Raw genomic sequence first — 13,026 nt, 5'->3', positions numbered from 1 at the left:
TCTATATTGAATATAAATATTAAATAAATGCAGCCTTACCCTCCCTATCCCGGAAAAGTACAACCCATTCATAATCACTTCAATAGTTCCAATCCCCGTTTTCCTTCACAGAATAACAGATCGAGGATGCTAAGGTTCGGGAAGAAGCCGGTCCGTTCTCCAAAAACCTGGGCGTAAGTTGGAAGCCCTTCCTGATCCTGACCGGGTATAAATTGATCCCTTTTATCGATGATGCCTGTGGCGGGGTCGTACGACTTTTCAAACTCATCCGTCAATTGGACCTCCTTTGAAATGCCCAGGACCTTGTTGGCCCATTCGAGGCAGGCCATGTTCCAATCCAGGAGGAAATCGAATTTTTTCTCATATAACCCCTCGAGGTCATTTTCAAAATATTCAAACCAGGGGGACCGGCGGTAAGCAGAAGTTAAAGTCTTCCAATGTAAGCCCTGCCAATTTTCAACATTGCTGATCCGGACGTCCTTCATAATTGTCCGCTGATTTTTTCCTTTCGATAGGGGAACGCTCAGGAGGATCTTTCCATTGGGTCCGGCAATGTAACAACGATTGCGAAAACTGACCTTTTGGTAGTGTTCATATCTCTCTATCTTTAATATATCTGCTTCAATTAAAGTCTTATAAAAACAAATTGGTGGAAAGTATTGAGATTCAATAATTAAAGTTCTGTTTTCAGACTGTTCTGTCATATAGTCACAATTAAAAGTTTTGAAGTGTAAAATTGATCATTTTGTGCTGCCTGTAATTAAATGTTAAGTTACAGTTGTAACAGCATAATTTATTGAATAACAGTTCATAGAACCATATTAAATATGCTATTAACTTTAGTAAAATTTTACTTTAAGCAGAACTTTAAAAGTCAACAAATTTACTAAAGTTATTAGTTCTAAAAATGATTGATTTTGACCACTTTTTACTTAAAGTGAAATTTGAAGTGCGGGGGTCACTCCCATCCTGTTGGATCAAATCTTAACTTCTTATTAAGGGGGAGTTTTGTACGTTTGGGGAATTTTATGCTAATCCATCATTCATGAAAAGGTTTCAATTTGGCATCCTGGTGCTCTTAGTTTGGGGAACGATCAGTTCCTGCGGGAAGATGAAAGACCTGGAATTTCTCCGGATAGCCAGCTTCAATTTTGATAATCTGAGCTTTTCAAAAAGCACGGTCAGGATGGAATTGGCCTATTACAATCCCAATAATTTTTCCCTTCGTCTGAAAGATGCCGAGTTCGATGTTTTCCTCGATGACCGGAAAGTGGGTCACTCCCTTCAGGATACCCTTATTGATATTCCGGCCCGGGATACTTTCTATTTTCCGGTAAAACTGGAGGTGGATATGGGACATGTTTTTCAAAATGTCCTGGGGGCATTGACCAATAAAGAGGTCACAATTAAGGCAGCCGGAAACTGTAAAGTGGGGAAAAAAGGGATCTTTTTACCCTTCCCGATCAAATGTGAAACCAAGCAAAAACTTGATTTTCTCTGATCCTTTTGTCAATTTCAGGGGATGATCTTTGGGGGTTCTGAGGTTGAAAAGGGTGATTTTTGACTTTTGAGCATAGATGATATTCTGGATTTTCGAGGTTCAAAAGGGTGATTTTTGACTTTTGGGGTAGATGATATTTGGGATCTTCGAGGTTTGAAAATGCGATTTTTGACTTTTTGGAGTAGATGATGTTTGGGATTTTCGAGGTTTAAAAAGGGCGATTTTTGACTTTTTGGGGTGGATGATGTCTGGGATTTTCGAGGTTCAAAAAGATAGTTTTCCACTTTTTGGAGCTGAGTTAAGGAACGATTCTTTACATTTTGGGAGTAAGAAAAAGTGATTTTGGGGATTTTTAGCGAGCGAGTTAAGGAGAGCTTTTTGCATTTTGGAAGGTAAAAAGTGGAGTTTTTTGAATTCGGATGGATGAGTTTGTGAGCTGATTTCTCTTTTTTGAACACTCATTTTGCGTTGATTTTTCATTTCCATGTCTCCGTTAGAAAAGTCAATTTCATATTTTTGAGCCCGGTTTTTCACTTTTCAGCCATCGGCCGGAAGTTCGATTTTCTTCTTTCGGGTTCCATTTCCCCCTTTTTTAAGAGCTCTGTTGAAAGGCCGATTTCCCATTTTTTCAGGTCGATTTTTCATTTTTGGCGCCTACCAGGAACCTGATTTTCACCTCTTAAGTCCCGTTTTTTTCATTTTTTAAGAGCTCTGTTGAAAGGCCGATTTCCCATTTTTTCAGGTCGATTTTTCATTTTTGGCGCCTACCAGGGAACCTGATTTTCACCTCTTAAGTCCCGTTTTTTTCATTTTTTAAGAGCTCTGTTGAAAGGCCGATTTCCCATTTTTTCAGGTCGATTTTTCATTTTTGGCGCCTACCAGGGAACCTGATTTTCACCTCTTAAGTCCCGTTTTTTTCATTTTTGATGACTCCGTTGAAATACCAATTCCCCATTTCTGAGGCTAATTTTTCATTTTTAAGCCCCTGATTCAAGCGCCGATTCCCTTCTTTTTGATCCTGTTTTTCCATTTTTAAGGCCTCAGTTAAGGGCTAATCTTTTATTTCTAAGATTGATTCCTCCGTTTTTCAAGTCCTGATCATAGGACAAATTCCCCCTTCCAAGGGTCAATTTCTCATTTTAAAACCTCCTCGTAAGCATCCAACCTCCCAGTTTAATCTCCCATTTCCCCTCAAAATCCTACATTCATTTTATATTTTATTCCCCGCATAGGGGTAAATTCCACTTTGCGTGTTCTATTATTAACTACGGAAAAAGCCATTTTCGAGACGGCTTCGGCAGATTTTGGACAGTAAGAATAAGCAGGATATGACCCATGCCTTTCGGCAGCTTTTCATAACCCATTATGAAAAACTGCATCGTTATGCATTCACCTTACTGAAAAATGAAGCCGCCGCAAGTGACGCCGTTCAGTCCGTTTTTACCAGGTTATGGGAGAAACAGGGAACAATTATTTTAGATGAGGGCATTAAAAGTTACCTGTACCGCAGCATCCACAACCACTGCCTGAACATCATCCGGCAGGGAAATAACAAGGAGAAGTATACTTTATACCAGGCACATAACATCCAAAAAAACACCTTTTCCGGAGAACCGGAGGAACAAATGGTTGCCCGGGAACTGCAAACGCGCATCCGGGAAGCCATGGAATCCCTCCCCGCACAGTGCAAAGTTGTATTCTTAAAAAGCCGGGAGGATGGGAAAAAGTATACCGAAATAGCTACTGAATTGAATATTTCTATAAAAACGGTTGAGGCACAAATGGGCAAGGCATTAAAAATATTACGGGAGAAATTGCAGGAATACCTGGTCATTTTTATCATTCTCCTTTATTAAATCAACGACTTGGATAACAAACAGCACATATCAGTTACCGAAGATCTGCTTGCGAAATACCTGGCCGGAGAGGCCGGGCCGGAGGAAGCGATCGCAGTCGACAATTGGCTGGAGGCCCTTCCTGAAAACCGGCAAACCTTCGATCAGCTGGCGAAAGTATGGGGAAATGCAACGCTTTCCTCCTACCAAAAGCCAGATGTTGAACGGGAATGGGAACGCTTTTCCCAAAAGCAGTCACCCAGGAAAAGGATTTATACCTGGCTGGCAGTGGCAGCAACCCTTGTATGCCTGATAGCGATATATAAATTATTACCTGTTGGAAAAGCAAGCTCGGAAATCATTTCCCTGCAGGCTCAAAAGGATATTATACGTGATACTTTACCGGACAATTCTTATGTAGTAATGCCTCCGGGTAGTGCGATAAGATACCCGGCAGCCTTTACTTCCCGGCAGATCCAACTAAAAGGAGAAGGTTATTTTGAGGTACAACCCTCTTCCCAAAGTCCATTTATAGTTGAAACAGGCGATCTTAAGATCCAGGTATTAGGCACAGCCTTCAATGTAAAGACCAGCCCGGAACAGATCATCGTGCAGGTAAATAATGGAGCGGTGTTGGTATCCAGCAAAACGAGCGCTATAACCCTTAAGGCAGGGCAAGGATGTATCTATAACCGCGCCAGTCGTACGTTTGACACTGTTTCAACAGCAGAAAACGGCAGGAATAACTATGCTTATGCCACCCGGATGCTGCATTTTCAACATACTTCTCTGAGTGAGGTAGCCCGGCAGGTATCCAAAACCTATAATGTGGAGATCAGGCTTGAAAATGAAAAGATGGCGGAATGCCATATTAGTACAACATTTGAAAACAAGCCCTTATCCTATGTATTGGATGTGATCACGGCTTCCCTTGATCTTCAATACCGGACTGAGCGAAATGTAATTTATATTAGTGGGGATGGATGTAATTAGATGGGGTACACTTATATATATAATGGTATGCCTGACTATCTCAACTAATATTCAGGCACAGGAAAACCGTGCGGCTCACCAAAAGCAGGTGCGGATCACGAATACCTTGTTCTCCATAGACTCATTATCCACGTTGATCACAGTGCAGACCGGGGTTTTCCTTTCTTTTAATTCCAATAAAGTAGCTGCAGGGAAAAAGATCGTGACCCAGAGACGTTCCTATGCAGTGGAGGAGTTACTGGAATTGATAAGAAGTAATACAGGGAGTGACTATAAGATGTATAAGGACCATGTGATCTTTCATGGAGGTGATAAAAAGCATGCTCCCATAAAAGAGACAATTCCTTCTGATGCGAAACGGGCTACTGTTCAAACAGCTTCTAAATATAAAACCAGCGAATCATCTGCAGGTACAACTAAAACAAACGCCTCCTCTGCAGCTAAAAAGGCTGGCACCAACACAATTTCACCGGATAAATCTAAGCTATCATCTGCAAAATCCGCTGTCACTAAAGAAACAAAGCCTCTTTCTGCAGCAAAAACAAACTCAAGCTCCCTGGATAAATCCAGTCGATCATCTACAATAACCATCGCTGAAACAAAACTTCACACAGCTTTTGTGGATAAAACCAATGCAAAATCCTCGGCCACCACTGAAACCAAGGAGACTACCTTCAGCCAATCATCCACAAACCAGAACACCACCACTGATACAAAAGACACAATTTTCAGCCAATCATCTCCAAAATCCTCAGGCACCACTGAAACCCAAAACACAACCTCCAGTCAGTCACCCACAAACCCAAACACCGTAGAAATAAAAACGAAAAACACGCCCTCCTTCCCCCTCGAACCATTGAAACCCAAAGCCCCCCAGATGCTAAAACCATCCATCACCCTGTTATTAACACCAGCCATCATGGCCCAACGACCGATACCATCACCACCACGAACAAGGTGGTTCGCAGATGGCGGTTTTACCGTAGATGATGTCCTTTACCTCAATGCCTCCATCACAGCAGGACACAAATACCTGCACGGATTCTTCAGCTGGAGCAGTAGTTTTAAAGTAAGCGGTTTCAGATACGGACTGGGCAGCATGATCCCTTTGAACAATGAATGGCGTATAGGCATGATGGTGACCACCGGCAAACTCAGCCGGAATATTGACTTCTCAGCTATTAGGGATACCCTCAAAAACATAAATGTAAAAAGTGAATTGCACCGCTTAGCCTTGCAGGTAGAAAAATCACTCAGGCCCAATCTCGTGGTAAAAGCCGGCCCTGTATTCAATCTGCTCAAATCCTCCTATTTCCAGGACGGCACTCCTGTAACCGTTGCTACAAGTGGGTATGAAGGCACAAATGGCGACAGGGAATTTTATACGGTAAGACCATTATATACACTAAGTAATTCTTACAAAGACACAGAATCAACTAACACCAAAACCTGGATTGGTTTTCAGGTGAGCCTCTGCTACCGCTTCAATTTCTGAAGAAACAACACCTAACTATATACATATAGGCTACAAAGGAAAATCCTATAAACAAAAAAGCCTCCCGTTTATCACGGGAGGCTTAAAAATTTTAACCTTTCTTCTTTGGATTTAGTGGTCCGCCACCATCTTCCGGTTTCTTGCAGCACTTGGGCAGATCATTATAAGAATCAGGATTTGCTGCTACATCATCCGCATCATATCCTGCGTTAGCAATACCTGTTTTAATATTCTCGATGTTGGTGCGGTCTGTATAATATTTTACAGTCGCTTCTTTCTTCTTCACGTCCACCACCATTGATTTCACGCCTTCTTCTTTCAGAAAATAACGCTGAATGGCATCTTTGCACATGTTACACTGAACTGAAGGTACCTTGATCTTAGCAGTTGCCAGAGTGCCTTTCTTCACCTGGGCCATTGAAACTCCTGCTCCGGTGAGCAAAAGCACGAGCACTAATTGAATAATACGCATAGCATGATTTTTTTATCACCCACAATATACAAAAATTTCTAAATGTATACTATTATTTACCCCAAACATCAGGTGCAGAACGCCAGGCCTGAAGGGTTTCCTGTTCTGTTGCAGAAACAAGGCCTTTTTCCACCGCCAGCTCTATCAGCGCGCTGTAGTTACTGAGTGATTTATAGGTAACACCGGCTGCTTCAAACGCTTTTACGGCAATATCAAATCCATAATTAAAAATAGATACCATACCGATCACTTCCCCTCCTGCTGCACGGATAGCTTGTACTGCTTCCAGGCTGCTTTTGCCGGTGGAAATAAGGTCTTCTATCACTACTACCGGCTGGCCGGGTTGTAATACACCTTCTATCTGGTTGCCCATGCCATGTTCTTTTGGTTTGGAACGCACATAGATAAAAGGAAGTTTCAACTGATCTGCTACCAGGGCTCCATGAGGAATACCTGCTGTAGCTACACCTGCAATCACTGCTGCATCCGGGAAACTTTCAAATACGGTATTGGATAATTCCGATTTGATGTAGTCGCGGATATATGGGAAGGACAATACCGTACGATTGTCGCAGTAGATGGGAGACTTCCATCCGGATGCCCAGGTAAAAGGCTTTGCCGGGCTTAGCTTAACGGCCTGAATCTGAAGTAGTTTCTCTGCTACCTGTTTTTCGCTGATCTTGTTCATAACGCGGCAAAAGTACAATTTACCTGCAAATAGTTCGCTAATACCTAATTTTGCAGGATGGAAACACCCGTTAATATATATATCAACGAAAGGCCCATCGTCATTGCAGGCACTCAAACTAAACTCGATCCAAAATATTTAGGCGCTCCCACCCTCTTTTCCCCCACGGAGAAAGAGATTGAGCAGACGGTTAAACTCCTTGGCCAGGATGAACTCCCCATGGCTGTGTTCCGCCATTCTGCTCCCGAAACGGTGTTTGCCAACGTAAAAGCACAGTTCACTGTGTATGAAGCAGCGGGCGGAGTTATAACAAATCCGGATAATGAAGTATTATTGATGTTCAGAAGGGGGAAGTGGGACCTCCCCAAAGGTAAGTGGGATGATGGTGAAACACTGGAAGAGTGCGCCCTGCGTGAAGTTCGGGAAGAAACCGGCTTACATACCGTTAAGCTGGGACATAAGATCACAGAAACTTTCCATTATTATCCGCTGAAGCAAAAGAAGATCCTGAAGCACAGCCACTGGTACCGGATGTATTTTACGGGAACGGAATTAACGGTGGCGCAGATTGAAGAGGATATCCTGGATATTCAATGGATCCGGCCGGAGAACCTGGGAAAATACATGCAATATTCCTATCAGAATATCATCGATGTACTGCTGAAAGCAGGCTATAAACTATAACTATGAAACTATGAGTGTAAAATCCCACTATGACAACCACCTGGCAGCCTTCTATGCCTGGATGACAGGTAATTTCGAGACAAAACAAAAAGAACAGGAAGCCTATTTCGTCAGCAAACACATTGCGCCTTTTGCAAATCAGGCAGCTATTGACCTGGGGGCAGGCCATGGATTACAAACAGTTTCCCTCGCCAACCTGGGGTATACTGTGTATGCGGTGGATTTTAACCAGCATCTCCTGTCTGAACTGAATGCCCACACAAAAGGCCGTTCCGTAAGGACCATTCTTGCCAACATCGCCAATAGCAGTCAGTACTCCATGGAAACGGAGCTGATTGTTTGTATGGGTGATACGCTCACGCACCTGGACAGTCCTGAGCAGGTTTCCGTGCTGATCAGGGAATGGTATAACATGCTGCTGCACAAAGGGAAGCTGGTACTTTCTTTCCGTGATCTTACACAGGCATTGGAAAATGAGGAAAGGTTTATTCCTGTTAAGGCAGATGATGACCGGATCCATACCTGCTTCCTGGAATATTTCCCCGGTTTTGTAAGAGTGTTTGATATGTTGCTGGAAAAGCAGAGCGGGCAATGGATACAGAAGGTAAGCAGTTATCAGAAACTGCGGTTAGGGGTTGAACAGGTGAAGATGATGCTCACTGCAGCAGGATTTTTTGTGCATGATCATGAAGTGATCAGCCGGATGCATTACCTCGTAGCTATTAAGAGGACTGAATAACATTCAGTGCAAAGCAAAACGCAACGCGCCAAAATCTAGCTATTAAGAGTCCTGAATAACTAAACACCCCGCTTCGGTAATACAGCCACTGTGAGTCTGCTCACGCATACCAGTTTATGCTGATCATCCGTGATCCGTATATCCCATACATGCGTGGAACCACCTATATGCAATGGTTTCACCAAAGCATGCACATACCCTTCTTTGATCCCGCGAACATGATTCGCGTTGATCTCCAGCCCCACACAGATCTGCTTTTCCGGATCAATGATCAGTGCAGATGCAACACTGCCCATTGTTTCAGCCAGTGCAGCAGAAGCACCGCCATGTAATAAGCCATAAGGTTGTTTGGTACGATGATCCACCGGCATCATGGCACGCAGGCAATCAGGGCCGATCTCTGTAAACTCCATACCCAGGAGTTCAGCCATATTACCTTTGCCCATTTCATTGAGCTGATCCAGCGATATGTCCAGTGAGAACCAGATTGATTTCATATAGAAGATTTGAGGTTAATCGAATTCGCAACAACATCCGGCAGGAACTGCGCGGCATCTCCTTTATAACGGATCACATCACGCACAAGCGTGGAAGCGATGGTAGAATATTCAGGAGAACAGGTAAGGAAAATAGTTTCTACTTCATGTTCCAGTTTACGATTGATGTCCGCAATGGCTTTTTCATATTCAAAGTCGCTCACATAACGGATCCCGCGTAAGATGAACTGCGCTTTGATCTCTTTGCAGAAATTCACGGTCAGCCCTTCGTAGGATGCCACCTTAATCCTTGGTTCATGTTTATAGATCTCCCTGATCCATTCTACCCGCTGCTCAACAGTGAACATGGGCACTTTGCTGGAATTGATACCAATGCCTATCACCAGTTCATCAAACAAGGGCAGGGCACGATCAATGATATCGGTATGACCAAGGGTAACGGGATCGAAGGTTCCTGGGAATAAGCAGATACGTTGCATATGGTAAATATTATTCGCCGGCTGAGGGTTTCCTCAGTTCTTCCCGGTTAATGAATATGGAAAATATGGTGGTTCCGTAATTTCTTTCTGAGCGGTAATAACTGAACTGTTTGTAATTATTACGCGGCGTGTGTTCCAGCACAAACCAACCTTCCGGCTTCAGCAGCTGCCGTTCAAAAACAATCTTCGGCAGATCATCGATAGTGCTCAGTTGGTAAGGAGGTCCTGCAAAAATGAAGTCGAACTGTTCGGTACACTGCTGGAGGTATTTGAATACATCCATCCGGTGCAGCTTCAGTTTTACGTTCAGTATTTCCGCTGTTTTGGCAATGAAATCGGCCATGGCATTATCCTTTTCCACAATCGTCTGATCTGTTGCGCCACGGGATGCCAGTTCATAACTGATAGCACCGGTACCGCCGAAGATATCCAGTGTTTTGAGAGAGGAAATATCCAGGTTGTTTTCGATGATGTTGAACAGGCCGCCTTTCGCGATATCCGTGGTTGGACGGGTATGCGGCATATTGGCAGGCGGATTGATCTTTCTGCCACCCATTGTTCCTCCTACTATACGCATAAGGCCAATGCATAAAGATTGTGAAAATGATGCGCAGGCACTTCATTCATCTTGCCGATGTAAAGGAAACCTTCCGGTTTGCTTACCCAGTCCAGCCGTGGTAAAAAACGGTTCAATTCCTGGTACACCTGTGAGTCTTTTGTGAGCGCACCACCGAGTTTTATTTTCGCCTGTAGTTCCGTCAGTTCAAGCTGACGCAGGGAATTAACGATGTAGTATACGATATCAAGACCGCTGCGGTAAGGTAACTGCTGTTGCAGCAATAATTTACCGGCAGCATAAATAGTAAGGGCAAATTGTTGTTGTTGAACTTCAATGAACACCACGCCATCGGAGAACATGATATCACGGTCCTGTTTATAGGATTTCAGCAAAGCTGAATGCGCATGTACCACACGGTCTGAAGAAAATTCTTTGCGGAGGAAACCCAGGATATCTTTATCCGTAGCATATACATTCACCATGCCCAGGTCAGGCAGACTGTCTGACAATACAGCTTCCTGCATCCTTTCCAGGTGTGCGGTATGGAGGTAATCCTTTTTAAGCTGGCCGGCGAATAAAGGTTCCGGCACCAGTGTATTATCAGGAGAATCAAAAGCCAGCAGTACTTCTTTGAAAGCAGTGAACAGTAATTTATCTGCATCAAAGATCTGTTCGATCATTTCCAGATCGGCCACCGCCAATGTTTTGGGCTGATAGCTGTAACTCTTCAGCGCCAGGAACTTGCGGGTATTTGGCGCCAATACGGCATAACTGAAGGTGCCGCTACCGATGAGCACCAGCAGGGTGCAGATCGTCAGATCCGTTTCCAGCAGAGTGGCATCGTCTATCGCGTAAGTCGGTTGTATGGTATAAGCCACGGGCATGCGTTTCAGTGTTGTAAGGCACAATAATAATCAAAATAAATGAGAGTTATGGATGGGGTAAAGAGCGTATTTTTGCACTGCCCAACGGAAACCGGGGAGTAAATACCTGACTAAATGCAAGTTAACTTATCTAATAGACAGATCCTGAAGATTGCGGGCCCTATCTGCCTGGCCCTGATCCTGCCACAGATCAATCATATGACCAATGCCGCTTTCCTGGGTCACCTGGGAGAGTTCCCTTTTGCCGTGAACGCTATTGCCGGAATTTACTACCTGGTGATGTACATGATCGCCCATGGCCTCAACAACGGTTTGCAGGTACTTTTTGCACGGAGGGCGGGAGAATTGAACTATGCGGGCATGGGCCGTTATTTTTCGAACGGTTTGATGCTGGCCCTGCTTTTTTCCGCCGTGGCCATCCTCCTCACCTATTCACTCGCGCCCTACTTTTTTGCGCATAGCCTGCACGATGTGCATATCCGGGATGCAGCCACTTCGTTCATTCGTATCCGTATCTGGGGTTTGCCCTTTCTGATGCTGATGGGCTTATGCAATTCCTTTTATACAGGCACCGGAAATACCCGCCTGCTGGCCATTACCTCCCTTTTCCAGGAAGCGGTGAATATCAGCCTGGATTATGGATTGATCTTTGGCAAGATGGGTTTACCCGCATTGGGCCTAAATGGTGCCGCCTATGCATCTATCATTGCAGAGTTCGTGGGTTTCCTGGCAGCCTTTTCTTTGCTGTTCGGATTTAAATTCCCTAAGAAATTTCATCTCTTCGCCTGGCTGAAACCAGATATGACGGCTATCCGGAACATACTTAGTATTTCCGCACCGCTGATCATACAGTTCCTTTTTAGCATTGGCAGCTGGCTGATCTTCTTTATTTTCATTGAACACCTGGGGCAAAGGCCACTGGCTATTTCCAACATGATGCGGAGCATCTTCGGGCTCTTTGGTATTTTCACCTGGGCGCTGGCTTCTACCTGCAATACCATGGTCAGTAACCTGATCGGGCAGGGAAGGGAAAATGAAGTGATAAAAACGGTAAAGAAGATCTCCGGGTTTGCATTCCTTTGCGCCATGGTGGTAAGCCTGCTGATCAACATCTTCCCCTACCAGTTACTGCATATCTATACGCCGGATACAGCCATGATCACAGAGGCACTTCCCTCTATCCATGTATGTACACTCGTTACCTTGCTTTCTTCTGTAACGGCGATTGTATTTAATGGCGTAACCGGCACCGGCAATACACGCATCAACCTGTTCATTGAATTTGCAGCGGTGACGGTATACCTGATCTATTGCTTTGTAGTGATAGAACGCTGGCAAAGTCCGCTGCACTGGGCCTGGGGAGCAGAGTTCGTTTACTGGATCACCATGATCTCGCTGGCTTTGTGGTATTTAAGGAGTGGCAGATGGAAAGGGAAAACTATTGCATAGCTTCCAGCATCTTCTTCATTTCTAACTTATAACCCTGGTCGTCCTGGATAAGGGGACGAAGCCGCAAGCCTTTGTTCAGCACTTCCATGGCCTGTGTTTCCTGGTTATTATGTTTGAGAGCAATGGCGAGATCAAGATAGTTCTGGATGATGCTCGCTTTTAGCTGATTGCATTTTTCATAACTGGCAATGGCGCCTTCAATTGTTCCGGGAGGTACACCGCCAAACAATACTTTGGCTGCTGCTTTTTCAATACCGTTGAAGTTGGACAGCTCATAATTCCATCTTCCCAGCAGGTGATAAGGTTCCGCGTAATCCGCTTTGAATTTGATGGCGAGGTCTGCATATTTTTTGGTCTCCGAATAAGCTGCTACTTTTTCTTTGGCACCGGATATGGCACCAATGTAGGCCCATGACATGGCCATGGCGTAATTGGCAACGGCATTTTCGGGTTCTACTTTCAGGGCTTCGAAAGCATAGATCTTTGCCTGGTTGAAATACTCCAGTTTCTGTGCTTTGTCTTTCTGCCGCGCACCTTCTCTTCCACAGATCAGGCTGGCCTGGTTGAAAGAGGGCACATGGCCCGGAGATACCTGTAAAACTTCTTTGTATTTGACGAGCGCTTCCGCATCCTTCATTTGTTTTTCGAGCAGCTGCGCCTGTGCAAACAGTTCTTCAACGGTTTGCGCTTGCAGGGAAATTGAAACCCAGCAGGTTAGAAACAGTAAAATGGTTTTCTTAAGCATAGGACT

Annotated in this window: 16 protein-coding genes; 7 read left to right on the top strand and 9 right to left on the bottom strand. The window is 44.3% G+C overall.

Annotated elements, in window-relative coordinates; genetic code table 11:
- Positions 1–74: 74 nt before the first annotated feature.
- A complete protein-coding gene (locus AAHN97_RS05010; protein ID WP_343306461.1) occupies positions 75–704 on the bottom strand; it encodes a WbqC family protein in 630 nt (209 codons plus the stop codon).
- Between the two features lie 341 nt (positions 705–1,045).
- Between AAHN97_RS05010 and AAHN97_RS05005 the strand changes: the two genes are divergently transcribed.
- The gene (locus tag AAHN97_RS05005; RefSeq protein ID WP_343306460.1) at positions 1,046–1,501 is read left to right on the top strand and encodes an LEA type 2 family protein; all 456 of its coding nucleotides are present in this window, start codon (positions 1,046–1,048) and stop codon (positions 1,499–1,501) included.
- A gap of 901 nt (positions 1,502–2,402) precedes the next feature.
- Here the strand turns inward: AAHN97_RS05005 and AAHN97_RS05000 are convergent.
- Positions 2,403–2,531 carry a hypothetical protein gene (locus AAHN97_RS05000; RefSeq protein ID WP_343306459.1) on the bottom strand — a complete coding sequence of 43 codons (129 nt, stop codon included), beginning with the start codon at positions 2,529–2,531 and terminating at the stop codon, positions 2,403–2,405.
- Positions 2,532–2,829: 298 nt separating this feature from the next.
- Between AAHN97_RS05000 and AAHN97_RS04995 the strand changes: the two genes are divergently transcribed.
- Genes AAHN97_RS04995 through AAHN97_RS04985 form a run of 3 tightly spaced genes read left to right on the top strand, consistent with a single transcriptional unit; the run spans position 2,830 to position 5,824 of the window.
- Positions 2,830–3,357, top strand: a complete 528-nt coding sequence (locus AAHN97_RS04995) for an RNA polymerase sigma-70 factor (protein WP_343306458.1) — start codon at positions 2,830–2,832, stop codon at positions 3,355–3,357.
- Between the two features lie 9 nt (positions 3,358–3,366).
- Positions 3,367–4,329: a FecR domain-containing protein gene (locus tag AAHN97_RS04990; RefSeq protein ID WP_343306457.1), complete on the top strand. Its 963-nt coding sequence runs from the start codon at positions 3,367–3,369 to the stop codon at positions 4,327–4,329.
- A complete protein-coding gene (locus tag AAHN97_RS04985) occupies positions 4,316–5,824 on the top strand; it encodes a hypothetical protein (RefSeq protein ID WP_343306456.1) in 1,509 nt (502 codons plus the stop codon). Before AAHN97_RS04990 ends, AAHN97_RS04985 begins: the two co-directional genes overlap by 14 nt.
- A gap of 91 nt (positions 5,825–5,915) precedes the next feature.
- Here the strand turns inward: AAHN97_RS04985 and AAHN97_RS04980 are convergent, their stop codons facing one another.
- Together AAHN97_RS04980 and pyrE are read right to left on the bottom strand one after the other, a co-directional pair.
- A complete protein-coding gene (locus tag AAHN97_RS04980; RefSeq protein WP_343306455.1) occupies positions 5,916–6,296 on the bottom strand; it encodes a heavy-metal-associated domain-containing protein in 381 nt (126 codons plus the stop codon).
- A gap of 52 nt (positions 6,297–6,348) precedes the next feature.
- A complete protein-coding gene (pyrE, locus tag AAHN97_RS04975; protein ID WP_343306454.1) occupies positions 6,349–6,984 on the bottom strand; it encodes an orotate phosphoribosyltransferase in 636 nt (211 codons plus the stop codon).
- Positions 6,985–7,041: 57 nt separating this feature from the next.
- Here pyrE and AAHN97_RS04970 point away from each other — a divergent pair, with 57 nt between their 5' ends.
- The gene (locus AAHN97_RS04970; RefSeq protein WP_343306453.1) at positions 7,042–7,668 is read left to right on the top strand and encodes an NUDIX hydrolase; all 627 of its coding nucleotides are present in this window, start codon (positions 7,042–7,044) and stop codon (positions 7,666–7,668) included.
- A gap of 10 nt (positions 7,669–7,678) precedes the next feature.
- Complete coding sequence (locus tag AAHN97_RS04965; protein WP_343306452.1) at positions 7,679–8,407, top strand: class I SAM-dependent methyltransferase; 729 nt, start codon at positions 7,679–7,681, stop codon at positions 8,405–8,407.
- 59 nt (positions 8,408–8,466) lie between these two features.
- Here the strand turns inward: AAHN97_RS04965 and AAHN97_RS04960 are convergent, their stop codons facing one another.
- Genes AAHN97_RS04960 through AAHN97_RS04945 form a run of 4 tightly spaced genes read right to left on the bottom strand, consistent with a single transcriptional unit; the run spans position 8,467 to position 10,826 of the window.
- Positions 8,467–8,904, bottom strand: a complete 438-nt coding sequence (locus AAHN97_RS04960) for a hotdog fold thioesterase (RefSeq protein ID WP_343306451.1) — start codon at positions 8,902–8,904, stop codon at positions 8,467–8,469.
- Positions 8,901–9,383 carry a pantetheine-phosphate adenylyltransferase gene (coaD, locus tag AAHN97_RS04955; RefSeq protein ID WP_343306450.1) on the bottom strand — a complete coding sequence of 161 codons (483 nt, stop codon included), beginning with the start codon at positions 9,381–9,383 and terminating at the stop codon, positions 8,901–8,903. Before coaD ends, AAHN97_RS04960 begins: the two co-directional genes overlap by 4 nt.
- A 10-nt stretch (positions 9,384–9,393) precedes the next feature.
- Positions 9,394–9,960 carry an RsmD family RNA methyltransferase gene (locus tag AAHN97_RS04950; RefSeq protein WP_343306449.1) on the bottom strand — a complete coding sequence of 189 codons (567 nt, stop codon included), beginning with the start codon at positions 9,958–9,960 and terminating at the stop codon, positions 9,394–9,396.
- A complete protein-coding gene (locus tag AAHN97_RS04945) occupies positions 9,951–10,826 on the bottom strand; it encodes a DUF3822 family protein (protein WP_343306448.1) in 876 nt (291 codons plus the stop codon). The genes AAHN97_RS04950 and AAHN97_RS04945 overlap by 10 nt, the downstream gene beginning before the upstream one ends.
- 114 nt (positions 10,827–10,940) lie before the next feature.
- Between AAHN97_RS04945 and AAHN97_RS04940 the strand changes: the two genes are divergently transcribed.
- A complete protein-coding gene (locus AAHN97_RS04940; protein WP_343306447.1) occupies positions 10,941–12,275 on the top strand; it encodes an MATE family efflux transporter in 1,335 nt (444 codons plus the stop codon).
- Here the strand turns inward: AAHN97_RS04940 and AAHN97_RS04935 are convergent.
- The gene (locus AAHN97_RS04935; RefSeq protein ID WP_343306446.1) at positions 12,265–13,020 is read right to left on the bottom strand and encodes a hypothetical protein; all 756 of its coding nucleotides are present in this window, start codon (positions 13,018–13,020) and stop codon (positions 12,265–12,267) included. The two genes, AAHN97_RS04940 and AAHN97_RS04935, sit on opposite strands and share 11 nt — an antisense overlap.
- Positions 13,021–13,026: the final 6 nt, after the last annotated feature.

Origin of the sequence: Chitinophaga niabensis, assembly GCF_039545795.1 — a bacterium.
In the GTDB taxonomy this organism is placed as follows: domain Bacteria; phylum Bacteroidota; class Bacteroidia; order Chitinophagales; family Chitinophagaceae; genus Chitinophaga; species Chitinophaga niabensis_B.
This window is presented reverse-complemented; position numbering and strand designations above follow the sequence as displayed.